Source organism: Candidatus Tisiphia endosymbiont of Piscicola geometra (genome assembly GCF_964026415.1).
Classification (GTDB): domain Bacteria; phylum Pseudomonadota; class Alphaproteobacteria; order Rickettsiales; family Rickettsiaceae; genus Tisiphia.
The window spans coordinates 966270-992052 of the sequence record NZ_OZ032144.1 but is presented as its reverse complement, the minus strand read 5'-3'; the positions used below and the strand labels follow the sequence as shown (position 1 = coordinate 992052).

At 33.1% G+C, this 25783-nt stretch carries 17 protein-coding genes and 2 pseudogenes; 10 read left to right on the top strand and 9 right to left on the bottom strand.

Features of this window, described 5'->3' with window-relative positions:
* Positions 1-32 precede the first annotated feature (32 nt).
* Complete coding sequence (locus AAGD26_RS04660; RefSeq protein ID WP_341751301.1) at positions 33-5231, top strand: hypothetical protein; 5199 nt, start codon at positions 33-35, stop codon at positions 5229-5231.
* Positions 5232-5246: 15 nt separating this feature from the next.
* Positions 5247-8255: an efflux RND transporter permease subunit gene (locus AAGD26_RS04655; RefSeq protein ID WP_341751300.1), complete on the top strand. Its 3009-nt coding sequence runs from the start codon at positions 5247-5249 to the stop codon at positions 8253-8255.
* Positions 8256-8397: 142 nt separating this feature from the next.
* Here the strand turns inward: AAGD26_RS04655 and cydB are convergent, their stop codons facing one another.
* Positions 8398-9417 carry a cytochrome d ubiquinol oxidase subunit II gene (gene cydB / locus AAGD26_RS04650; RefSeq protein ID WP_341751299.1) on the bottom strand — a complete coding sequence of 340 codons (1020 nt, stop codon included), beginning with the start codon at positions 9415-9417 and terminating at the stop codon, positions 8398-8400.
* 329 nt (positions 9418-9746) lie between these two features.
* Entirely contained in the window at positions 9747-11069 is a 1323-nt protein-coding gene (locus tag AAGD26_RS04645) for a cytochrome ubiquinol oxidase subunit I (RefSeq protein ID WP_341751298.1), read from the bottom strand.
* Between the two features lie 555 nt (positions 11070-11624).
* On the opposite strand from AAGD26_RS04645, the gene AAGD26_RS04640 reads away from it, so the two are divergent.
* From AAGD26_RS04640 to AAGD26_RS04630, 3 genes are all read left to right on the top strand, one after another.
* Entirely contained in the window at positions 11625-11933 is a 309-nt protein-coding gene (locus AAGD26_RS04640) for an ankyrin repeat domain-containing protein (protein ID WP_341751297.1), read from the top strand.
* A 261-nt stretch (positions 11934-12194) separates the two neighbouring features.
* Positions 12195-14408: a hypothetical protein gene (locus AAGD26_RS04635; protein ID WP_341751296.1), complete on the top strand. Its 2214-nt coding sequence runs from the start codon at positions 12195-12197 to the stop codon at positions 14406-14408.
* 508 nt (positions 14409-14916) lie between these two features.
* Positions 14917-15123, top strand: a complete 207-nt coding sequence (locus tag AAGD26_RS04630) for a type II toxin-antitoxin system RelE/ParE family toxin (RefSeq protein ID WP_341751295.1) — start codon at positions 14917-14919, stop codon at positions 15121-15123.
* 27 nt (positions 15124-15150) lie between these two features.
* Here AAGD26_RS04630 and AAGD26_RS04625 read toward each other — a convergent pair.
* From AAGD26_RS04625 to AAGD26_RS04610, 4 genes and pseudogenes are all read right to left on the bottom strand, one after another.
* Positions 15151-15618, bottom strand: a pseudogene (locus tag AAGD26_RS04625) (IS3 family transposase); the annotation flags it as partial.
* Between the two features lie 64 nt (positions 15619-15682).
* Positions 15683-16945 carry a group II intron reverse transcriptase/maturase gene (gene ltrA / locus AAGD26_RS04620; RefSeq protein WP_341751141.1) on the bottom strand — a complete coding sequence of 421 codons (1263 nt, stop codon included), beginning with the start codon at positions 16943-16945 and terminating at the stop codon, positions 15683-15685.
* A 498-nt stretch (positions 16946-17443) separates the two neighbouring features.
* The gene (locus AAGD26_RS04615; protein ID WP_341751142.1) at positions 17444-18193 is read right to left on the bottom strand and encodes an IS3 family transposase; all 750 of its coding nucleotides are present in this window, start codon (positions 18191-18193) and stop codon (positions 17444-17446) included.
* 74 nt (positions 18194-18267) lie between these two features.
* Positions 18268-19044, bottom strand: coding sequence for a transposase (locus AAGD26_RS04610; RefSeq protein WP_341751294.1), 777 nt, complete (start codon positions 19042-19044; stop codon positions 18268-18270).
* 428 nt (positions 19045-19472) lie between these two features.
* Between AAGD26_RS04610 and AAGD26_RS04605 the strand changes: the two genes are divergently transcribed.
* Positions 19473-20510, top strand: coding sequence for an IS110 family transposase (locus tag AAGD26_RS04605; RefSeq protein ID WP_341751256.1), 1038 nt, complete (start codon positions 19473-19475; stop codon positions 20508-20510).
* A 530-nt stretch (positions 20511-21040) separates the two neighbouring features.
* Complete coding sequence (locus AAGD26_RS04600; RefSeq protein ID WP_341751293.1) at positions 21041-21454, top strand: helix-turn-helix domain-containing protein; 414 nt, start codon at positions 21041-21043, stop codon at positions 21452-21454.
* Positions 21455-21798: 344 nt separating this feature from the next.
* On the opposite strand, the gene AAGD26_RS04595 is transcribed toward AAGD26_RS04600, so the two are convergent.
* Positions 21799-22320: a helix-turn-helix domain-containing protein gene (locus AAGD26_RS04595; protein ID WP_341751292.1), complete on the bottom strand. Its 522-nt coding sequence runs from the start codon at positions 22318-22320 to the stop codon at positions 21799-21801.
* A 487-nt stretch (positions 22321-22807) separates the two neighbouring features.
* On the opposite strand from AAGD26_RS04595, the gene AAGD26_RS04590 reads away from it, so the two are divergent.
* Together AAGD26_RS04590 and AAGD26_RS04585 are read left to right on the top strand one after the other, a co-directional pair.
* Positions 22808-23155, top strand: coding sequence for a hypothetical protein (locus AAGD26_RS04590; RefSeq protein ID WP_341751291.1), 348 nt, complete (start codon positions 22808-22810; stop codon positions 23153-23155).
* 253 nt (positions 23156-23408) lie between these two features.
* Positions 23409-23810, top strand: coding sequence for an AAA family ATPase (locus AAGD26_RS04585; protein ID WP_341752316.1), 402 nt, complete (start codon positions 23409-23411; stop codon positions 23808-23810).
* On the opposite strand, the pseudogene AAGD26_RS04580 reads toward AAGD26_RS04585, so the two are convergent.
* Positions 23761-24185 (bottom strand): annotated as a pseudogene (locus AAGD26_RS04580) (IS110 family transposase); the annotation flags it as partial. The gene AAGD26_RS04585 and the pseudogene AAGD26_RS04580 sit on opposite strands and share 50 nt — an antisense overlap.
* 67 nt (positions 24186-24252) lie before the next feature.
* Complete coding sequence (locus AAGD26_RS04575; RefSeq protein WP_341751290.1) at positions 24253-24816, bottom strand: hypothetical protein; 564 nt, start codon at positions 24814-24816, stop codon at positions 24253-24255.
* Between the two features lie 244 nt (positions 24817-25060).
* Here AAGD26_RS04575 and AAGD26_RS04570 point away from each other — a divergent pair, with 244 nt between their 5' ends.
* Positions 25061-25585, top strand: coding sequence for an IS110 family transposase (locus tag AAGD26_RS04570; protein ID WP_341751289.1), 525 nt, complete (start codon positions 25061-25063; stop codon positions 25583-25585).
* The last annotated feature ends 198 nt before the right edge of the window (positions 25586-25783 follow it).

Genomic DNA, 25783 nt, shown 5'->3' with positions numbered 1-25783 from the left:
ACTTTTTTTCATTGTTGGAGAACTGAATACAAATGAATAAAAAAATCCAAAAACTATACTTTCTTATGATACTGCTATTTTGTAGTTCTGTTAATGCTCTTGAGAATAATGATGATAACACAGCTAAACTTAAGCAATTAAACAGAATTCAAGCAGGTGCTATACAGGACCTGAGGAGGAAGGAACTTGAGCTTCAGGAAGCATTAAAGCAAAAAGAGCAAGAATTGGAGGAATCTCAAAATGGTAGTAATACCTCAGATAACTCACATTCTTCATCAAATACTGGACAAAGAACTACAGGAAGCAATTCTGCTTCTCCAGAACAGTATATTAGTAATAATCATAATACTCAAGATAATGCAAGTCCTCAAATTAATTCTAAAGTATATGTAAATGATGACAAAAATCTTGATGTTATAAAAGTTCCAAATATTACTGATTCTGTGCAGAAAACTAATCCATCACAAACTAATCAATCACAAAGTGCTATACTTGGAGATTCGAACCAACAAGAACTAATGTTAGGTGATAATAAGCAATCGAATAATCAAATTGACCAATTGGATTCAGATGGTGAACCACTGGAAACACATGAAAATACTTCGAAATTTGAACTATTGCAGAGTGATATTAAGGAAGCTGAAGCAAAATTATTAGAGTTGCAGACCAAAGAAGATGATTTGAATAATGCTTATATGGAGAAAAAATTAGCATTTGAAAAACTAGAGCAACTGCAATCACAATTGCCTAAACAATCGGAGATAAAAGATAATTCATTAAATCAGCGGCAAAATCAAGAGGCTAAAAAAAATGCGGCTGCTTTACAGGGTGATTTGGAGGCTCAAAAGAAATTGCTTGATGATGCACAACAACAGATAAAGTCCTTAAAGAACGAGATTGAAGAAAAGAAAACAGCATTAAAACAACCTATTACGAATCATCTTAAAAAGCAGGAAAGTCAATCAGTTGCAGAGTTAAAGAAGGAAAAACCCAATAAAAAGACTCAAGACAAGATTAAAGTAAAGAGTCAGTCAAAAAAGACAGAAAAAAATACAAAAAATCAGCCGACAACACTTAGTGCAGCAAAAGATTTAGGATATAATAAGTTGAATGCAGATTTACAAACTAACTTGGATGAAGCTAAAAAAGATCATGAGCGAGTTCAGCAAGAATTAGAAAAAAAGAAAGAAGAAAATAAGTATTTGCAAGAGCAGATAACAACCTTAGGTAAAGATAAGGATGGCTTGGGGGTGAATTTAGTAGATGCTAGAAATAAGGCAGAAGCTTTGACTAAAGAAACTATTGCTTTGAATGCCACTTTGACTGAAGCTCAAAAGGCAAGAGAGCAGGCAGCTAAAGATCTAAAAGAACAACAGCAGAAAGTAACAGCTTTGAATCAAGATTTAGCAGAAAGAGAGCAAAAAATAACAGGTTTGCATGCAAAACAAGATGAAATGGTTAAAGCTCATGAAGAAAAGATTGAAGTTGTGACTAAAGAGATTGCAGATTTGAAGCAAGCTCAGTTAGCAAGAGAACAGCAAATAGCAGATTTGAATAAAGCCCAGAAAGAAAAAGAAGAAAAAATTGCTGATTTGAATGCAATTTTGGATAAAGAAAAACAGGAGGCATTACAAGAGCAGGCTAAGTTAGCTGCAGCGGTTGACGCTCAGCAAGTAAAAGAGCAAGAGCATGCACTACAAATGGCAGATTTGCTTAAAGAGAAACAGGCAAAAGATGACGCATTAAAAGTAGCACAGGATAAGTTAGATAAAACAGTTAAAGCTTATGAAGCAAAAGAGCAGGAGCATGAAGCAAAAATGGCAGCTTTGACTAAAGCTCAGGAAGAGCAAGTTGTTCTAGCTAAAGCAAAAGAGGAGAAATTTGTAGAAAAAATGGCGGCTTTAACTAAAGAGAAACAGCAGCAAGATACGGAATTACAAAATGCACAAGATAAGTTAGCTGCAGCGGTTGATGCTCAGCAAGTAAAAGAGCAAGAGCATGCAGTACAAATGGCAGATTTGCTTAAAGAGAAACAGGCAAAAGATGACGCATTAAAAGTAGCACAGGATAAGTTAGATGAAACAGTTAAAGCTTATGAAGCAAAAGAGCAGGAATTTGCAGCACAAATATTAGCTTTGACGGAAGATCAGAAACAATTTGTGGAAGATAAGAAGCAATTGGATGAAAGAATTGCAGCTTTGACTGAAGCTCAAGCAAAGAAAGAACAGGAGTATGAAGCAAAAATAACAGCTTTAACTGAAGAAAAACAGCTAAAGGATGAAGAACTCAGAAAGGTAAAGGGAGAGTATGAAGAAGCTCAGCAAAAATTAGTGGAAGATAAGAATAAATTTGAGGAAGAAAGTGAGAAGCTAAAAGAAAAGATGGTAGCCTTAGAAGATGGTAAGAAGCTGTTGGAAAAGGACTTAGTAGATGCTAGTAACGAAAAAGATGTTGTACAGGCTAAGTTAGAGGAAGTGCTTAGAAATCACGCATTAGATAAACAAAGATTAGAGCAAGAGAATAAGGTAGCGGTGGAGAAGTTAGCAGAAGTTAATGAAAAATCACAACAACAAGTACTTGCTTTGACTCAACAAAATGATGATGCACAAGCTAAGTTAGTTGAGTTTGCTCAAATGCTTGAAGCTAACAAATTGGAAAAACAAAGTACCCAAGACAGTATAGAAGAATTGGAGAGATATAATAAGCAGTTGGAAGAAAAGTTAGCAGATGCTAAAGATGATATACTAAACAAGGATATAAAAGCTCTTGATGATGAGTATGCTAAGAATATGGAGGTTTTAGTAAAAGAAGAAGAGGAAATAAACAAGCAAATAAAAGATATTGATGATGAGCATGCTAATGATGTGAAAGTATTAGCAAAGAAAGAAGAGGAAATAAACAAGCAAATAAAAGATATTGACGATGAGTATACTAAGGATGTAGAAGCATTAGCCAAAGAAGAGGAGAAAAGAAATAAGCAGATGAAAGAGCTTGAGGATCAGTATGCACTGGCAACTGGACAAGCCAAAGAAATATTAAAGGAGCAAGTAAGTAAGCAGAAAGAAAAAAAAGAGAGTCAACGTCAGAAGGCTATGGACACATTAGAAGGAAAAAAGAACTATATAGCTAATAGGAAGCAACAACTGGAGTACGAGCGTACAAAGGCTGTGAATGCATTCAAAGAGAAAGATCAGGTTGTAGCTAAGAAAAAGCAACAACTGGAGGAGGAGCGGACAAAAGCTGTAAATATATTCACAGAAAAAGATAAGGATGTAGCTAAGAAAAAGCAACAACAAGAGGAGGCGCGTACAAGAGCTGTAAATACATTCAAAGAAAAAGATAAGGATGTAGCTAAGAAAAAGCAACAACAGGAGGAGGAACGTACAAGAGCTGTAAATACATTCAAAGAAAAAGATAAGGATGTAGCTAAGAAAGTACAACAACAGGAGGAGGAGCGTACAAGAGCTGTAAATACATTCACAGAAAAAGATAAGGATGTAGCTAAGAAAAAGCAACAACAGGAGGAGGAGCGTACAAGAGCTGTAAATACATTCACAGAAAAAGATAAGGATGTAGCTAAGAAAAAGCAACAACAAGAGGAGGAACGTACAAGAGCTGTAAATACATTCATAGAAAAAGATAAGGATGTAGCTAAGAAAGTACAACAACAGGAGGAGGAGCGTACAAGAGCTGTAAATACATTCAAAGAAAAAGATAATGAGATAACTAAGAAAAAGCAACAACAAGAGGAGGAGCGTACAAGAGCTGTAAATACATTCAAAGAAAAAGATAATGAGATAACTAATAAAAAGGAACGACTGGAGCAGGAGCGTACAAAAAATCCATCTGTAGAACAAGATAAGGAGATAGCTAAGAAAGTACAACAACTAGAGGAGGAGCGTATAAAGGCTTGGAATACATTCAGATCAAAAGAGGAGGAGATAGCTAAGAAAGTACAACAACTAGAGGAGGAACGTACAAAAGCTGTAAATATATTCACAGAAAAAGATAAGGATGTAGCTAAGAAAAAGCAACAACAGGAGGAGGAGCGTACAAGAGCTGTAAATACATTCACAGAAAAAGATAAGGATGTAGCTAAGAAAAAGCAACAACAGGAGGAGGAGCGTACAAAAGCTGTAAATACATTCACAGAAAAAGATAAGAATGTAGCTAAGAAAAAGCAACAACAGGAGGAGGAGCGTACAAGAGCTGTAAATACATTCAAAGAAAAAGATAATGAGATAACTAAGAAAAAGCAACAACAAGAGGAGGAGCGTACAAGAGCTGTAAATACATTCAAAGAAAAAGATAAGGATGTAGCTAAGAAAAAGCAACAACAGGAGGAGGAACGTACAAGAGCTGTAAATACATTCATAGAAAAAGATAAGGATGTAGCTAAGAAAAAGCAACAACAGGAGGAGGAGCGTACAAGAGCTGTAAATACATTCAAAGAAAAAGATAAGGATGTAGCTAAGAAAAAGCAACAACAGGAGGAGGAGCGTAAAAAGGCTGTGACGGCATTACAAATAACAGAGGCGGATGTAACTAAGGAGACAAAAAACTTTGAGGGTAAGCATACACAGGCTATGAAATACCGAAGTAGTTTCGTTAATCAACGAAACTCATCAGGAGTAAAAACAGCAAGTCAAAACTTAGCTAAGGTGCGAAATGAAATGAAAAAGGTACAAGGGAGCAGTACACCATTGAATAGTAATAATAACAGTGTAAGTGTAAGCTCTAGAAGCAATCGTTCAATTAGTAGATCTAGTGTAAGTAGTATAGGTGGTGTAGGTGATTTGACACAATCTCCTAATCCATTAAATGAGAAAGTTGCTGCAACTAACCTACTAGTAGAACAACAGAGCAAAAGAACTCCAGTTGTAATCCAAAAAGAATCCCCAACTGAGATAGCTAGTCCAGTAAAAACAGTAGGAATTGGAGCTAGTAATGTATTAAGAGAACAAGGACAGAATGGTTTAAGAGAACAGAATAGTCCTCAACTTGTACCCTCAAAGCGGCCTAAGGTAATTGATCCAGCAATGGTAAAAAAAGATACTGCTGTAACTCCAGTTGTAAATGACAATACCAAGCTGTCACCCAATACCCTACGAAAATCAGCAACTACAACTGGAACAGATGTAACTAGAATAAAAAACAATGTCTACATTTCGCAAGACCCAGCACAGAGGAAAATAGGGGTGCAGAGTCCTACTAAGAATATTAGGGATTAATATGAAAGAACTTTTATGATAAAAAGATTGTTGGAACATAGTAGCTTCTTTATTGTAATAAATATTGTGGTTGTACTATTTGGTATATACTCATATTTGCAGCTGAAAATTCAACTTTTACCAAATATTCCTGTTTCAAATATTTACATTTCTATCATCAATCCGAATGTAAAGCCGGACCTGATAGAGAAATATACTACTAAACCTTTTGAGGAAGTTTTTTCACATATTGATGGTCTTAAGTCGATTATTGCTATTAGTCAGTTAGGAGAGAGTAAAATAACTCTAAGTATAGCCAAAAAAGTTCCTATAGAACAAGCAATTAATCAAGTTAGAGATTTGATATTAAAAAATAAGGCTCTCCTGCCAGAGGGGGCTAAAGAGCCTATAATATCTACTGAAAGTTTTTCTGTTTTACCAATGATGTATATTGCGGTCAGTTCTAAGAACAATGTATCAGCTACTGCTGATGATATTGAGTTGATCAAAAAAAAGCTTAAATATGTCGATGGTGTAGCCAATACATCTAGTTTTGGTGTGACTGAAAAAGTGATTAATATCGATATTGATCCTGAAAAGATTGCAAAATATTATATTCCGTTAGATAGTATTCTTGCTTCGTTAACACTACAAAACAGTGATTTCTCTGGTGGTAAGTTATCAAATCAATATAAAACAGAGTATATTTCTTTTGATACAGCAATTAATAAATTGAGTGATTTTGGCGAAATTAATTTAGAAAGTAATAATGTTGCTGTAAAATTAAAAAATATTGCCAGCATTACAATATCAGATAAAGAGCTACTTAGCCTTGCTTATTTTGGCATGGATAAAATTGTTTTATTAGGTATTTTTGCTAAGTCGGATGCAAATCCAATCGATGTATCAAAGAGTGTAAAGCATTTCCTAGAACATTATGAAAAAGCCAATCCCCAATTTATCTTTCAGGTTATTATCGATGATAGCCAAGATATTTTACAAGCATTTCAAGAAGTAAGAAAAACTTTGCTTGAATCGGTCTTGTTGGTGTCAGTAATTGTTTTACTGATAATGGGATCATTGCGATATTCAATTATCGCAATTTGTGCAATTCCAGTCTCGCTTGCAGCTTGTTTTGTTATGCTGTACTTATGTGGTTTTACACTCAATGCCATAACAATGTTGGCTATGGTACTGGCTATAGGGTTAGTGGTTGACGACTCTATTGTAGTGATTGAAAATGCTGAACATTATTATCGGAAGAATAAAGATGCTTTAACTAGTATATTGCAAGCAATTTATAGTCTTTTTTTATCTGTTTTAATATTGATGTTTACGCTAGTAGTAATATATGTCCCTATTTTATTTATTAAAGGAGAAGTAGGAAAAATTTTGCAGGAATTTGCTTTGTCAGTAATTGCTTGTTTAGTAATGTCCTTTATCGTTGCATTTACCTTAACACCCATATTGTTTTTAAAACTAGCAAATAATACGCATGAAAGCAAATTTGTTCAAATTGTTAATAAGACATTGGATATGATTACATACAAATATCAGGAGTCTTTATTTTTTATTATACGCCATGCCAAAGTATTTTTATCCTTGGTGGCTATCGTTGTAGCGGCTGGTACATATGTTGCAGTTAACAATATGAAAATAGAAATTGAGCCATTTGAAAAAAAAGATATGCTTATACTGACTAACACATTTATGGTTAATACCAATTTAAGTTACATCCATCACTATATGGAAAAAATTACTAAAATAATCAAGGATAATGATAATGTAAAATATACTCTGAGCATTGAAGAATCACCACGTTCAACAATTTGGTTGATATTAAAAGATAAAGCTAAAGCGGTACAAACATTGCATGAAATTGAAGCTAAACTAGCAAAAATAGCAGTGGGTGGAGATATTTCAGTGAAATTTGCTCAAGGGAAAAATGCTGGTTCAGCAAAGGGTAACGTTGAGTTAAGCTTTTATGTCAATAACCAATCATCCATGGAGAATGCTTGGCAGGCTGTTCATTTTATACAGAATAACTCAAAAGATTTATTTACTAATGTTATAGCTATTGAGGCTTCACCTGTACAAGATTATAAAATTTGGTGTAATCAAGATAAGTTATTTAAATATGGTTTAAGTCAGAAAGATATATCAAGTACATTAGATATTCTGTTTAATGCTAGGAAGATAGGGAACTTTAAGCACTATGATAATACCTATGATGTCATTGCTAAATCAGATCCTAAATTTGGCAAAACACTAAGTAATATACAAAATATGTTCATTACAACACAGAAAAATGGAGAAAACCTTATTCAGCTTAAGGATATATGTGATATTAATAGGGTGAATACCGTTAATCAAATTATGCGTTATAATGAGCAATATTCCATTGAAGTAATTGCCACTGCTAAACATGGTATTAAATTGCAGGATGCAGTTCATTTTATTAATCAGTTAAACAGCAAGTTACCAAATGATAGTGATATTAGCTATAGTGAGCAAACGCAAATACTTATTGATTCAACATCATCATTTACAGTACTAATTTTACTATCTGTACTTGGACTCTACTTATTAATGTTTGCACGCTTTAACGACTCAATTCTATCATTGTTTATTTTAGTTGGGGGAATTCCAGCCGCTTTAAGTGTAGCATTATTAAGCTTATATTTTTCTCAAGGGGGATTAAATATATATACGCAAATATCACTTATCACGTTAGCAGGATTAATGACTAAGCATAGTGTGTTGTTATGTAGTGCAATGCATCAGAAGGGACAAAGAACTCTAAAAACAATAGTAACAGCGGCAACGTCAAGAATCAGGGCAATTTTAATTACTTCTTTAGCTATGAGTATTGGTTTGTTGTCACTTTTCTTTGATAATGGCAACTACGCTAATAGTCGTTTTCAAATGGCTATAGTTTTGGTAATAGGGATTGTTATCGGATCGATATTAACACTTTATGTAACACCTTTGCTTTATGTTGGTTTTCATCAAATGTCGAGAGTGAAAAGAGCTAGGGGGCAGTAGTAAAAGCTATTAGTTTAATATATAAAAGATAGCTTTAATTATACAGGATAATGATAGCACAAATATTAGCCCCACTAAGTATAAAATTACAAACCAAAGCCATTGTTTGCATTTCTGAGAAATAAAAATTTTTCTCAACTTACTAATACATTGGGTGATGAGTTGATTTTCCACGGAATATATAATAACAATAAATTGTATAACCTAATATTACCGGTAAAAGCAACACAGCTCCTACCAACATTAGAGATTGTGATTCGGCTATTGCTGCAGATTGCCATAAAGATATTTGATATGGTACTGTAAAAGGCCAAATACTTAAGATTAGCCCTAAATAACCTAGAGCAAAAAGTAAAACTGAATAGCAAAAAGGCTGAAATTCTTTATTCTTATAAAGGGTTGAAAGTAATCTAAATAATGTAAAAATAGTTAAAACGGGGATTAATGAGAGATATATAAAATTCGGCATACTAAACCAAAATATACGAATTTGCTCGTTTAAAAACGGTATCCATAAACTTACTAAACCCATAAATAACATAACATACATTAATACGTATGATGCGGATTTACGAGCCCATATTTGGGTATTTTCGTCAGTCTTCATTATCAACCAAGTAGCACCAAGAAGAGCGTAACCAAATACTAGAGCAATACCTGTCATGATAGAAAAAGGGGTCAGCCAATCAAAAGCATCACCAGCAAATACCCTGCCATCAACCTTAACGCCTTGGATGAAAGCTCCTAACATAATTCCCTGAAATAAGGTAGCGATGATAGAACCAAAATGGAAAGAATAATCCCATATATAACGATCCTTTAGAGTGGCTTTAAATCTAAATTCAAAGGCTACTCCGCGGAAGATTAATCCCAAAAGCATTATGGTAATTGGTATATAGAAGGCTGACATCAAAACTGAATAAGCTAGTGGGAATGCAACAAATAATCCTCCTCCACCTAAAACTAACCAAGTTTCATTACCGTCCCAAAATGGTGCTACAGAGTTCATCATTTTATTGCGGCAATCTTGAGTAGGAGCAAATGGAAATAATATACCAACTCCTAGATCAAAACCATCTAGTAATACATAAAGAAAGATTGCAATGACAATTAGTCCACCCCACACTAAAGGTAAATCTATATAGGGAGCAAAATTAAGCATGGTTGTTGTCCTCTTCTATTGGATTTCCTAAACTGCAAAAAATCCTATGTTTATTAGACTTGCTGCATAAATCAAAGATAGTTGAGGGATTTTTAGGAGAAACGAAGCCGGCTACCTTCGCGTACACAGACGTACGTGAGGAGCGGAGGCGAGTTTCGACGACAAAATCACCAACTAGATTGACTTATGCAGTAAGTCTATTATATAGCTAACCCGGTTAACTCATACTTCTGTCATTGCGAGACCATGTAGTGGTCGTGGCAATCTACTATTTATGAGAAATGGATTGCTTCGTCGCTACTAAGGTAGCTCCTCGCAATGACGTTTGTTTAATGGGTATCAGCTATAGGCCCCTTTTTTATTAAATTTATAATATAATAAGTGGCACTGCCAAATATAAAAACATAAACTATCACAAAGGCAATTAATGAGGCAAAGATGTGTTGTCCTAGCACCGGTGAAGATGCTTCCGATGTTCTAATTATATTATATACTATATAAGGTTGCCTGCCAACTTCTGTAACAAACCAACCTGCTAATATTGCTATAAAACCAGATGGAGTCATCAACATGCACCAATATTGAAACCATTTGGTATCAAATAATCTTTTACGTAAGTATAAAACTAATGCAATAACCCCAGTAATTATCATTAATATACCGATTCCTACCATTACTCGGAAACATAAAAATACTATTAATACAGGGGGGCGATTTTCTTTTGACCATTCTTTTAAGCCTTTTACTTCTCCATCTAAGCTATGGGTTAGTATTAAACTAGCAATTTTGGGTATTTCTATAGTATATTTTGTTATTTCTTCTTGTGCTGAAGGCCAACCAAAGAATCTAAGTGCAGCCCCTCTTTCCGTATCCCAGATACCTTCCATAGCAGCAACTTTTGCCGGCTGATGTTTTAGAGTATTTAACCCATGTTGATCACCAATAAAAAGTTGTATGGGGGCAACAGCTACTGCCATCAACATTGCCATGCCAAACATGATTCTAGCATGGTTAACAAATTTTTTATGTAAAAGATAGCAGGCAGCAACACCACCAATTGCAAAAGCTGTAGTTAAATATGCTGCTACAATCATATGACAAAAACGATATGGAAATGAAGGATTAAAAATAATTTCCAACCAACTTACCGGGTATAAAATATTATCTGCTCGTACTTCATAACCAGTAGGAGTTTGCATCCAGCTATTAGCTGCAAGAATCCAAAAAGCAGAGATAATTGTACCAACTGCCACGATTAAAGTGGCAGCGAAATGCATATTTTTACTGACTCTATTCCAGCCAAATAGCATAACTCCAAGGAAAGATGATTCCAAAAAGAATGCCGTAAGTACTTCAAAACCTAATAGTGGTCCAAGTACATTACCTACCTTATCAGAGAAACCTGACCAATTCGTACCAAATTGATAAGACATAACAACGCCTGATACCACTCCCATACCAAAAGTAATAGCAAAAATCTTAATCCAAAATTTATATATTTCTTGATAAATATTATTGCCAGTTTTGAGCCATAGCCCTTCTACGACAGCCAGCCAGCTAGCAAGACCAATGGTAAAGGACGGAAAAATTATGTGGAAGCTTATAGTAAAAGCAAATTGTATACGAGATAGTAGATTAGGATCGAATTCCATATTGTTACTTTGTGTCAAACCACTTTAAGTCTGATTGTTTACATTCTCATTCCAATGTCGGATTAATGAAGTTAATCCGAGATTGAGGTGATAAGAGACTTATTTGATAAAAAATACTATAGTCAATTTTATTTTCAAATGCTACCATACACTATTTACACTAGATTGTCACGTTAAGTTAACCTCATTTTACGCGAATTCGGGATAAGAATTGATAAATTCTTATCCCCAAATTCGGTGAAATTATCGAAACAATCAGATTTGAGACGGCTCTGTATCTGATTGTTAAATTAATATTTTGCTAAAAACATGATTTTAAAAGATTAAAATCATGTTTTTAGCTTTAGAAAGGTTTAAAATGCATTCGCGTTAGCCGCTTTAAGAATGCATTTTCCCTTATATTAAAGCCAATTCGGAGTCACATTCGAGTATATAAACCTTTGATTCTATTCATTCAACTTAAAAATTTTTTAAATATTGCTTGCATGTAATATGATCGCAAATATCCGTTTTAAACGGATATTTGCGATATAAAAACTAATTGGAGGAATAAATATGATGTTTAGAACAGTGTGTAAGCAAGTTGTTGCTCAAGTACGCTATGGTAGTTTAACTACTTTACTCGATAAAAATCCTTTATTTACAGCTGTAAAAACAGGTAACGTGGAGTTAGTAAATCATTTAGTTACAAAAGGTAATGTAAATAAGCAAGATAAATACGGTAATACTGTACTACATTATGCAGCAGAAAAGAACAATCCTAATAGTACTAAGATCATTGAAATGTTATTAGGCATGAATGCAGATCCAAATATAGCTAATAAGGATACTAATACAGCATTAGACACTGCTTCTATATTGTAGGGGAGTTATTATATCATAAAAAATCACAATTTGCATCAAGTTTCGTGATATTTTTACATCATGTTTTCACTAAATATAATAGTATATTTTAAGGTTATAAGTTCAAGATTATAAAATAATTTTTGTTAAAAATAATAGTTGCAATATTAATTTTATCTGATAGTATCCACGCCATAAAATATAAATCCGTTTAATACGGCAGGAAATTATGGGTTGGGTAGCCCATTCATTAAAATTATTAATCTTAATTAGGTAACAACAATGACAACAGAGGCAACAACACCGACAACAGATTTTAGTATATTTGCAGACGGTGTTTACCTAAATTTTGATAACAATGCAGAGATATTGTCTAATATATTAAGTAATCAGAAGAGCTTAGAGGCATTTAGTTCATTTATACAAAGTAATAATAAACAGGTCTTAGGACTTAAGCTAGGAAAATGTGAGATTAATAGCGATAAAATTAAATTATTAATAGAGCCGATCAAGAATAGTAATATTACTATCCTTGATGTAAGCTATAATGCTCTAGGTGATAAAGGTGCAGCTGAAATAGCCAAACTCTCTAACCTTACTAATCTAAACATAGCTGATAATAATATAGGTGATAAAGGTGCAGCTGAAATAGCCAAACTCTCTAACCTTACTATTCTAAACATAGAGTATAATAAAATATATAATACAGGTGCAGATGAAATAGCTAAACTCACTAATCTTACTGAACTAAACATAAGCAATAATTTCTTAAACTATCAATGGGAAGGTAAAATAGCTGAGCTTCTTAATCTTAGTAAACTTGAGATTAAAAATAGCGGCTTCAATTTTACAGTGATAGAGAAACTCTCTAATTTGATTAATTGTGAAATCTTATATCATGAAGGAGAGACAGAGATAATTAAGTTTATGCAAAATGCAAACAACCCAAAAGTTAATCTTACGCATGAAGAAGTTAAAAATATGATGTTTACACTGCATAATTATTACGCCGGATATGAAGAAGATTTGATAAAATATATAATAAACCATCTAGAAAAATACCCATTTGCTATAAACTCACGAGACGCAGCAGGACACTCATTATTACATTTTTATAATGACAAACCTGAGATACAAAAGTTTCTTTTTGAGAATGGTATTATACCAGAGCAAAAACAACAAGACGGAATTATGCTACGCTTAGTGCAGGACAATCAGTCCGTTCATACAAAAGAAGCAGTAGATTTAACGAATTTTACTACAGGTAAGTTAGTTGAAGACTATAAAGGTACAAAAGAATCGTTACAAGAGATAGCAACGGCATATAATAATAAATTAAAAGACTCTACTAATTTCTTTAATACTCCAGTTAAATTAGCATTACTTAGCTTGACTGATGCATCTAAGCGGGACACAATGGGAAATGCATTAAAGAGTGACCAAGCTGTACCAGATGATCAGAAATTTGTTAATACTATAACAAATATAGCTAGTAAAGCACTAACAGAAAAATATTTAGTAGGGGGCTATTCTACAAATGAACTACGATATGATGATAATACAGATCATATCATTACTATTCCTGAATCTTTGGGACTTGTTAAATCATTAATAGATACTATGGAAATTCCGGTTGCTGATAAACGGGAATTGCTGGTAACGTTAATGGTAAAATTCCCGGAATTAGTAAAAGATAAACTAAAAATAATACAAGAAAAGTTGGGAATAGATGTTCCGTTAAAAGTATTAGTAAATTCTAGCAATTGTCATAAATTCTTAGAAAGCAATCCTATTATACAAAAGACTCCTCAGATAATATCAGAGCTATTTAAAGATATTAGTAATTTAGATATAGAAGAAACATTGAGAGAGCAGAAAGAATTTGCTTTAGCAGTAGGAGTATACATGGCTGCTACAACTTATGGCGACATGACTGCTTGCATTCTAGGAACATGGAGCCAAATTATTAATAGTGCAACTGAAATAAACCCAGAATTTCTTAATAAGTTCAATAAGTTGAAAGAAGAAGAGGCTAAAAAAGAAAAAGAAAGGACGTCTATTACAGAAAGCAATATTCAAGACTTTAATAATGAATTAGCTAAGAAGTTAATAGAGTTTGTTAAAGAGAAACCAGAATTGCAAGAAAGCCTTGCAGAACTGGGAGCAGCTATGATAGATGTTAGAAAACCACAGGATATTACCACAGAACAGCAAAAGATTTTAGCACAAGTCAACACACAATTCATGAAAATGATCAAAGATTACTTACCTAATTGTAATAGTATAATACCAAAATTTGAGGAATACAAGACTATAATCGATGGATTAGCAGAAAATAAAGCTCTGCAACAGTTTGTGACACACTACTATGAATTGCAACGGCAAGTAGAATATGATACATCTGCTTGTCAATTAGATATTGAATCATCCGAACCTCAACCAAGCGAGCAAGATGTTAACATAACCGGGGACAATCAATCTTCATTTGAACTTTGAAGACCATCTTTAGTTTGCAGCAAATTAGTTCTCTGGATTTTAATGAGTTATCAGCTTCAATTTCTGCAGATTTTCTTTTACGCTGTAAGTCATAGAGAATATGGCTTACAGCAGGGATATTAGAGCTTCCTACTGTAAGCTCAGGGCAATTTAAAAGTCACAATTAATAGTTGTTATAAATGTAAACTCAACACCATCGATGTCATTCCCGCGTAGGCGGGAATCCATAATACTTAATAGTTTTGCAGGTTTATTTTTTTAGATTCCCGCCTACGCGGGAATGACATCGAACGCATATTAAGCACTTCTTCCTTTATCTATTAGGCTTGCAGCCCGACTTTTAAATTACCCTACTGTAAGCTATCAATAATAAATCTTGTTTTTTTTAATTAATATTTGTTAAATTGAAACTATAAAGTTCATTAGTAAATTTAGTTTTATTAGATAATTATCTTGATAACTGTAACGTTATATGTTATAGTTATCATAAGGCAATATTGTTTAGGATATGATCAAAACTTTTAGCCATAAAGGTCTAAACAATTTCTTTAATAATGGCGATACTACAAAAATACAGAGCGATCATATAAAAAAACTCAGGCTGTTACTGGCTAACTTAAATGCTGCAACTAAGGTAGAAAACATGAATTTACCAGGGCTTGGACTGCACAAGCTGCAAGGATACTGGACTGAAAAATCAAGACAAAAAAAATAATAATTTTGTTTCCCATTTTTGCATTTTTCAAGCTGCAATTTGTTCATAATTTTGCATAGAATTTAGATAGACATTCATGGGCTTTTTGTAACCAATACTTGAATGAAATCTTCTATAATTATAGTGATTGATGTAATCATCAATACCACGCTCTAGCTCTTTAACATCTTTAAAATCATTAATAAATATACAATTATATTTTAAAGTTCGGAAAAACCTCTCCATAATTATATTATCAATACTTCTTCCTTTACCATTCATCGAAACTTTAATGTTATGCTCTTGTAAAATTTCAATGTGTTCATGACTAGTATATTGACTGCCCTGATCACTATTAAATATCTGCGGTGCAGGATATTTGTTAAGTGCATCCCGCAATACTTCAGTTACCAAACTTACATCCATACTATTTGACAATTTATAACTCAACACAGCTCTACTATGCCAATCTATAATTGCCGCCATGTACATAAATCCCGAATTAGTTCGAACATAAGGGTGAGTAGACTGAAGCATTGCAGCTTCAGCCCCTCTCAGAACGGTGCGTGAACCTCTCAGCTCACACCGCTCCCACCATTTTAGCCTTTGGATATATTCCTAATTTCCAATGTATAAAAGCTTCAGGATTAAGATTTGCTAATCTATTTAGATATTCTCTTGCACGTCTTTTATGCCATGCAAGTTTCTTATATTTTCTTCTAACCCACCGCTCCAAATACCAATTCAGGTGCTTCCATATGTTGTGCATTGCCGATGGATAAAACTGCCCATAATAGTTATACCAACCTCTTAACTCAGCTTTAAACATTTCCGAAAGTTCAGATAAGGACTTGTCATTCTTAAGCTGAATGTGCCAACTCCTTATGGTTTGTATGATTGCTTTCTTAGAGTTATTACTTATCGCAGGTAAGAAATTTGGATGAACCATGCCTTGTTTGTTTACACATCTTCTTGGTCTAAAACTATATCCGAGAAAGTCAAAGCTGATTCGTTCATATTCATCACGACGATTATTGTCCTTACAATATATAATACCCGACTTATCAGGATGTATCGTAAGGCCACATTCCTGGAATCGTTGTCTAATAACTTGTAACACATATTCTGCCTGTTCTTGACTCTGACAATGGAGTAAACCATCATCAGCATAACGACAAAATGCTACACTTGGCATTTCTCTTCTTACCCATGCATCAAATACATAATGTAAAAATAAATTTGCTAATATTGGACTTATCACTCCTCCTTGAGGTGTTCCCTTATCGCGCATAATAATATTTCCATCTTTATCTTGCAATGGTGCTTTAAGCCACCTTTGTACGTAAAGTAGTACCCATTTGCACTTACAATGTTTCTCCAATGCTTTCATTAATAGTTTGTGATCGATATTATCAAACAAACCTTTGATATCAAATTCAACAACAAAGTCATATTTCCAGCATCTTGCTCTTGTAACTGCTATGGCATCATGTGCAGATTTCTTTGGGCGATAACCATATGAATCTTCGTCAAATATGGACTCAACTAATGGCTCAAGTACCATCTTCACTACAGTTTGTGCTATTCTATCCGAAATAGTTGGAATCCCAAGGATTCGTTCTCCACCTGATTTCTTTGGAATAGGCACAGCTTTTACTGCAGGAGGAAAATAGCTGCCTGAGGACATACGATTCCATATCTTATACAAATTATCTTTTAGGTTTCGCTCAAATTCTTCCATAGTTTGTTGTTCAACTCCTGCTGCACCTTTATTATTCTTAACACATTGGTATGCTTGCCATACATATTGCTTAGAAATTTCAAAAGGCTTTACTGTCTTCATAAGCTCCTCCTAAATAAATTTAGTTGACACTGTGATGAACAGCTAAAATGGTCAGACACCTTCACTCCATTGCCATTACAGCAACTTCATCATTACTACATGTCTGTCCGCCCCTGTGTATACGCATCAGTACTATCAGCCTCACGGTTTTATTTCCGCTTGTACCTTTCCTTTAACATCGTTGCACAGGTTCCCGTGTTCAGCTTGAAAGCCTTGACTTAAGCTCACGCCACCTCTATGCCGGATGCCACCTAGCCAGTAAACAGGTTCCCGCTAAATTTATCCCAAAGCAACATCACCTCCTTGGTTTTGACATCATCTGAAGCACTTTCGACACTTGAACGGTGGTTCACTGTTGTTCGTCTTCTTAAGTCTATACCTGACACCTCAAGGATGCCTTTTCTGCATCGCTCACGACAATGCCCTTAAACAATTGCCGCATGCAGTGGTTTGCAGCCTATTCCTGTAAATCGACTGCGAAGGACCTACCTTCATCTCTCAAGCCTCTTGGCACGGCACACTGATATCTCCGCTCCAAACCTCGTTAGCGTTAGGTACGTGTACAGTCCTAGTTGTACCTAGATTAGTCCAATATTTATCAAGCAAATAACTATAAATTTTATGCTGTTTATCTTTTCCAAATGTTAACTTTTTCCTCTTTGGATAAATAGCCTCTATGCCAATCATATTCATATATTTTAGAACCCGATCCTTACCAATAAACAAGCCATCTTCTAATAATTGTCTATGGATATAACGATAACCAAATTCAGGATTATCAGTATATATTTCATCTATTTTATTTAAAATATTTAAGTTATACCCACTAAATGGTTTTGCTTTATAGTACATTGAAGAACGATTAATCTTTAATAATTCATATTGCCTTGTCTTTGGTAACATTGCTAGCTTGAAATCGACAAGTTCTTTTCTATTTGATAAGTCCAAGCTTTGTAGCTTTCCCACAGCCCAATCTCTCTCTACTATTGTTTTTCCAAGCGTTTTCGCTAATTCATCATTTTGTTCTTTCAGCATATTAATTTGTTCCTGATATTTACTTACCAGTTTTGCTGGTTCAAAAGCCAATGCTGCATTTGATATAAATTGTTTCTTCCAATTACTAATTGTCTTGGAGTTTATCTCATATTTTGATGCTATCACTGATAATGGACTCTCTTCTTTCAGCACTTCTAATACTATCCTAGTTTTTTCTTCAGCACTAAAAACTCTTGCTTTTTCTTTTGTCATTTTTCCTCCTAATTTTTTCTTATTATTTTATCTTAATTAGGAAACTTTTTACTCTATTTTCTTGTCCATTTTCTTCAGTCCATTATACTAGAACTTCTACCATGACCTGTATGTCTATATCCGCTATATCTACCGCTATCATTAGATATTGGTGCAACACCTACTAATGATGCTATTTGTTTGCGGTTCAATGTACCAAGTTCAGGTAACAAAGCTATAAGCTCATTAGATACTACTGTGCCTATACCACTAATAGTTTGCAGTGTCTCTTTCTTAGCCTGCAAGAGTTTATCTTTTGCTATTAAGTCATCTATTTTTTTAGTAATAGATGCAATTTGTTCTTCTAGTACTTCGATTATTTTAACACAACTAGACTTGATTAAATCAGCTCTCGGGGACTGAAACCTATTTTTTTCTGCAATCAACATTTGTTTGAGGTCGTTCCTACGTCCGACTAATTCATACAAGTTTAAAGCTTGCTTAGATTGTACTTTAAATAGTTCTAATCTTTCTGACCGTTCAAAACCATAAAGTGCTAGAGCTTTAGCATCAAGACTATCAGTTTTAGCTGCATTCCCAAAAGACCTAATAAAGTTTTTAACTTTGCGAGTATTGGCTCTATGTACAGCAAAACCCTGATTGCAAAGCGTTAGTAATAGTTCCATTTCATATCCACCTGTGGTTTCTAAAACACACAATGCAGAACTAATCTCTTTTTTGTAATCCTTGATAAAATCAGCTATTCCATTAGAGTTGTTATTATATTCTTTAGTTTCTTTTTTTCCATGAATAGCAACAACAAAATTGAATTTTCCTATATCAAGACCAATAAAATTATTATATAATGGCATAATACCTCGAAGACTTTTAATGTTTACGATTGTAAGCGGGAGTGCAAAGGCATCCCAATCAACTATTCAAACGTCTCGGGGATTTGGGCTAGAGTACCAAGATCCATACGATCTTAAGACCAATTGCTTCACGGTCGCTCACGCCTGCACAGCGATAGTCATTTAGTATTATTAATGACTATCGCTGTAATACCCCCTTATAAGTCAGTATAAATCATTATTTATATTGACTTCAACATCTATTATATCATACTTTTAACTTACAATTGCTTCGTCGCTACTAAGGTAGCTCTTCGCAATGATGGTATGGACGCCAATGATAAGAAAGAAAAAAAACTTATCAACGGTTTCAAATGATATTAAAATATCAAAGAACCAAAACCTAAAATAGGTTTGTATTTTTTTAATAATTTTATGAGGTCCATACCATGAATGATTATAAGGTAATAGGAATTGATTTGGCAAAAAGAAAATTACATTTTGCTGCAATAAATTTAGAAAATAAAGTTGTATTAAAAAAAGCAATGGATAGAAAAAGCTTTTTTGAAAATTTATCAATAATGTTTCCAAAGTCAGAAACTTTTGTATTTGAAGCTTGTGGTGGAGCTCATTATATGGCTCAGAGGCTTGAATCAATGGGGCATAAAGCAATATTACTTAAACCTAAAGATGTAAAGGCATATGCAAAAATTCGTCAAAAGAATGATATTAATGATTCAATTGCAATTTGCAAAGCATCCTGTGATCCGGATTTAATGCATGTCAAAGCTAAAACAGTGGTAGAGCAAGAAATATCTTACCTGCATAAAGCAAGGCAGAATATAATACAACAAAGGATTCAGCGCAGTAATGCTCTGATTACCTCATTATTTGAGCTTGGCTATTTGGTAACATGTGGAAAATCTACATTTGCCAAAACTTGTCAAAATTTTGTAAATCTTGCACTAGAAGAGGGATTTATTAACAAAACTATTGCTGTTCAAATGTTGCTTGATTGTAAGGAGATTAGCCAATTGATAGTACGGGAACAAATGTTAGATAAAGAAATAGCAGAAAGAAATAGGTGTTCTGAGAAAGCAAAAATTTTAGAAACTATTCCAGGAATTGGCACAATTAATGCAAGTATTTTAAGCATTAAACCGGTTGAAGCATATGATTCTGCTAAGGATTTTGCCGCATCTTTGGGGCTTGTACCGAAACAAAATACCACTGGTGGTAAGATTATTTTAGGTAGAATAACCAAACAAGGTGATAGATATGCAAGAACAATGCTAATACAAGGAGCAAGGTCTTTATTAATGAGAAGTTATAAAAAGAATCCGCCTCAAGGGAAGTTATCAGAATTTATCGAAAGGTTAAAAGAAAAAGGGAAATCGTTTAATGTAATGGCAGTAGCCATAGCAAATAAATTAGCTAGAATAACTTATGGTTGTTTGATAAGTAATAGCAACTATCAGGTACTATAATAGTTATTTGGTGCAAATTTACGTTATAAAGTTGCTAGGTGGTTAGTGGCGTGCTATAAAAATTGATAAGTAATATGAATAAAACAAAGTAAAAAATAAAAACGATAAGTTGAGGAGATAATAAATAAGCATTTTGGATAAAATCCGTTGTAACGTCATGGTACTTTGATACCGCCGCGATGAGTGTATCTCTCCAGGATCTTAGCAGAATGCAGAAACCATTATGGCACTTTGATGCCGAATATATGACTGCTTCATTTTTTCTACTATTTTTTGTTTTTTTACTTGTGTTTTTATTGGCGTCCATATATGACGTTGTGGTATAGGTATTTGTAAACTTCCAACAATTATGGATGTCACCTCTAATGGCATACTGAGCCTACTATTAATTTATATATAGACAAAAACAACAGCTAGAGCAGCAGGAACAATTAGAATTAACACGGAAAAAATAATGTAATTGGTATTTACTTTTTGATTATTATACCTTATATTTTAAAAATATTAATTTTATATACAAAGTATTACTTATGGCAAATTTACAGGCTAGACTTAATTCGTTAATGGCTCAAAAAAACATAAATGCTATAGATATAGAGAGGAAAACTGGACTAAGTAGAAATACTGTCTATAGCATTTTGTATGGTAGTTCAAAAAATCCTAGTGCTAATAATTTACAATTAATTGCAAAAGCCTTAGACATTAACTTGGAAGCTCTTGTTATTGATAATGAAATAAACCTCGAGATACTAACTATTGATCAGATAAAAATTTTTAGCAAAGCTACTAGTGCAACAATTAATATATTAATTGAAAGAAACTTAAGTTTCTCATTGAGAAACCTTACAACTCTAATAAAAGAAGTATATGAGTATGCTTTGAAGAAGCAGTCTGTTGATAATACATTTATAGATTGGATAATTGATAAATATCATAAACCTTAATTGTGTGATTATAAACACGGTTACAAGATAATTGTCAGATGAATAAATTTATAGTGTACTCTTCTGATCCTACGAATTGTTTTTTGAGAATATCATTGATTCGCATGCGTAACTATACTATATATACGCTATGCCTTCTTACCATTCATTTTCAAATCATTTGAGTATACTCAGGTAGAACTTCAAGAATTGGCGTTGTCGTGTCTAAAGATCGAAGCTGCTCACGTACTAATGTACGCTACGCTGCTCGACTTTGCTACTGCCTAGCTCTTCTTGAAGTTATACTATCGTCTACCAACTCTTCATTTACGAGCAGTATATGCCTGTCAGTAGCCACTAAAAATTCAATTAGAAGATTTACTATTGTCAGTATCTTTAGTAGGGGCAATTCTGCCAATCATTTCATCTAGTGATATTTCAAAATAATCTGCTAGGGCTACTACAATTTGACTATTTAAAGTTTTTTGTTCCCTATTACTATTAACAAAACTATGTAAAGAGTTATTACTAAAACCTATAGTCATGCCTAATTTATATAAGTTTAAATTTTGTTTCTTTACCTTATCAATCAAAAACTTCTTTATATTAGAAGTGATGTCACTTGATGTAATTTTATAAAATTCTAGACTTTCTATATTAGGTAAAGAAATATATTCATTTCTTCCTACAACTTCATCCATAGAACACTTAAAGTAGTCAGCAATTTTTAATATATTACTAATAGTTGGGTTGGCTTTCAGACCTTGCATAATATTAGTTACAGTAGAATAAGGAATGCCACTTTGTTCAGCAAAATCTTTTCTTGTTAATTTTAATTCATCAAACTTTTTTTTGAGGAATTCTTGTATTTGGTGAACAAGGGCCATATACTCAGAACAATTAAAATTTGAATACTCCCACCATAGAAATATTTTTTCTTGACACCTCAAAATAACTACAATAAACTAGCAAAATAGAATGAGATTATTAAAAAAGAGATCAGTGATTATTGATTAATTTTTTAAAGCAAAGAATATACTTTGCTAAATCTCAAACTAAAAAACCAATATAATACTTAAGCTCTACTCTTAAATAAAGCTCAAGTATTATATTGAATATTATAGTTAACTGGTAAGTACTTTCAAGTTCGCAAAATTTCTAAGTACTTACTAGTAGCATTAATCAAATATCATCAACTGCTATTTAAATAATAACCTTTTTATTGAGGTATTACTGTGATCATATACAAATTTCTTAGCCAAATCAACCCCAAATCAACTTATTTCAACCTCATTTATTTTCACAATCCTGGTAATACCATAATTCTATAATGTAAATGGTATCAATCTTAGAACAATACAATGGAAGTAGAATATGTATTACCCACTATTAGTCATTCTAGCATTTAGCATAATTATTGGGCAGATGTTGTTAATTCGGTTATTTGTCAAGTGGTTTAGTAATATCCAGCTAAGCTATAACAATATTATTAGCATCAGTAAAGACTTCCCCAATACCTACATTAAGGCAAAAGATGAAATAACACTATTGCATAAAGAAATAATAGAGTTAATTACTCTAACTACTAAGAAAGAGCAAGGTATATTACATATGACGTTTCGTTTAGAAGAGATGCATATATGCATAGAAATGCTACTTAATGAATTTAGAGAGCTTACTAGATCTAGCAATACTACGTCACAGATCAAGGAGGAAAAATAATTCTTATAATAATCCTTGTATGTTCAAGATTCATTCAAGTATATACCCTAACTCAATATATATAAAAATAAGAGACAAAGAGATATATTAGGAATATAATCTTCTAAATATCAGATTTATTAGGAATATATTCATGATTATCAAGAGACTTTTAAATTTAAAATTACCTGAGAAGCAATCTTATTTTTTATGGGGGATCGTAAAACTGGTAAATCAACATATTTAAAAAAAATGTTTTCCAAACGCTCTTTATATAGACTTACTGCAAGCAGATATATATCAAATTTATTTCCAACATCCGGAACGTTTAAGAGAAGAAATAAACGTACAAAATAAAGTATCTACTATCATTATCGATGAAGTACAAAAAGTACCTTTGCTTCTTGATGAAGTGCATCATTTAATAGAATCAAATAAGTTTTTGGCAAATAATTCTCTACAATTTATTCTTTGTGGATCAAGTGCAAGGCGATTAAAATCAACTGGAGCTAATTTACTTGGAGGTAGAGCTTGGAGATATATGTTTTTACCACTATGTTATCCTGAACTGAAAGAACTGAATTGGTATAAAATATGTAATCATGGGCTTATTCCAAACCATTATATAGCTTCGCAGAATATTCATAAATATCTAATTCTTGCTTTAATACTATAAGATGCTCTTTGCGGTAATCTCCTTCTAGTGCTTTAACGATAGTCTCTAAATGCAGCTAATTTATTTGCATCTCTTTTGCCCTCTATAATTGCTTTTATTATGTTCATGCCTGTTACGCCTGTTATATTGCTAATCACATGATGTAATTGGATGTTCATCTCATTAAGTGCTTTTTTTATACGTTTCACATGGGTTGCGGCATTCTTTGTTAATCTGTCTCTTTGTCTAGTAAGAGTTCATAATTCACATATCTGCTCTTCTGGACGAAATGAACCACTTAATAATCCATAGCTATGAAGTTGTTGTAACCACTGGCAATCCTGAACATCTGTTTTACGCCCAAGGTACGTTCTTTACATGCCTAGCATTTACTAAGTGATAATATTGAGGATTTTTGCTTTAAGTCTGGAAATAATATAAGTAATAGGGCTTTGAGCAAACGTTATATACTTCTTTTTTTCTCATGTGATTGAGAAGGTGTGATTGGGATTACTCTATAACCACAACAATTCATTTTTAGCATAAAATATAGCCATGTTGTTTGTACTAAATATGCTGATATGAAACGATATAGCCAATCACTAACTATAAAATGCTGTATAATTGTATTAAACGCACCCCAACCGAGAGTAAGAATAGTAATAAACCGGATATCGTCAGTAATTCTACCACTTCTAGAAATTTTAAAACTCTTAGGAGAATAATGTTTTAAAAGGTTAATATGACTATAGCTAAAACAACTAATGACTAATGTTATAACAAAAGATACACCTATAAAAAAATTGAAATTAAAGAGTTGTTGTAAATCTCCGGTCTTGATATAATTAGATATTGCTTTTTCCATCCAGCTGCTATCGGTTAATCTTTGGTTTATATATTCAAAAAATTTAAATCCTGATATGACTGGTATTATACTGCAAGATATTAACGTATAGTCATATCTCATAACAAATATCCATAGTGATATTTGCTTTTTAATCATGTTAATAAATGCTAATCTATTCATAAATTACCTTTTTATTATTTAATTTATATCAATAGTTAACTCGTTTTTAGGTAACTATTTCGTCATTGCGACTTATCTTCCAGACAAAAATGACCTGAAATTATGCGGCTTTGCTTTTTTTCTGTCAAGTATTATTTTTTTCTTGCATTTTTGGGTAGTTCCATACATGACACCAGTTTGACATAGGCAAATGCTAATCGGGTATTACTTCAAAGCCACTAGTCTCTAAACTTTAAGTATCTATATGCCAGCTACCAACAAGGCTTTTGAAGTTACCAATGATCAACATGGCTTTACTACTATGCTTAGCACTATTAATAAATACTATCCTGCCTTATCTGAGTTAATTGTTGTCTTTGAACCTACTGGTGGATATGAACATAATTTAAGAGAATTTTTAAAAATAAATAAATTGCCTTTTGCTACAGTACACCCTAATAAAGTGCGTAGTTATGCTAAAGCTAGAGGATGGCTTGCTAAAACTGATAATATCGATAGTAAATTGTTGCATGATTATGCAACGTGCTTTGCTTTACCAGTGAAGGTTACTTATGATAGTAATAGCCAACAACAGTTACATGCTTTATTAAAAAGAAGAGAACAATTATTACTATTTAAGAATCAAGAAATTGCTAGGCAGGATACTGAGTTTAATGCGGTCGTCATTTTATCCTTGAACCAGCATATTGCTAGTTTAACAGAACAATTACAAGAGATTGAGTATAGTATTAAAGCTTGGCACACCGAAGATAGGTCACGAGTTTGCTAAAGATATCTAATATAAGCAATCAAGTTAAATTAGTTACTGATGAGTTCTTGACAGGGGAGTTGACTTTATATATATTACGGCTTACCTATATATACTCGATGAAAATCAAGAATTGCGTTGTCGTCTTCAGGGATCGTAGGTAGCCACGTACTAAATGTACTCTCCGCTCCTTGACCCTTCGATTCCTGCTACTATCAT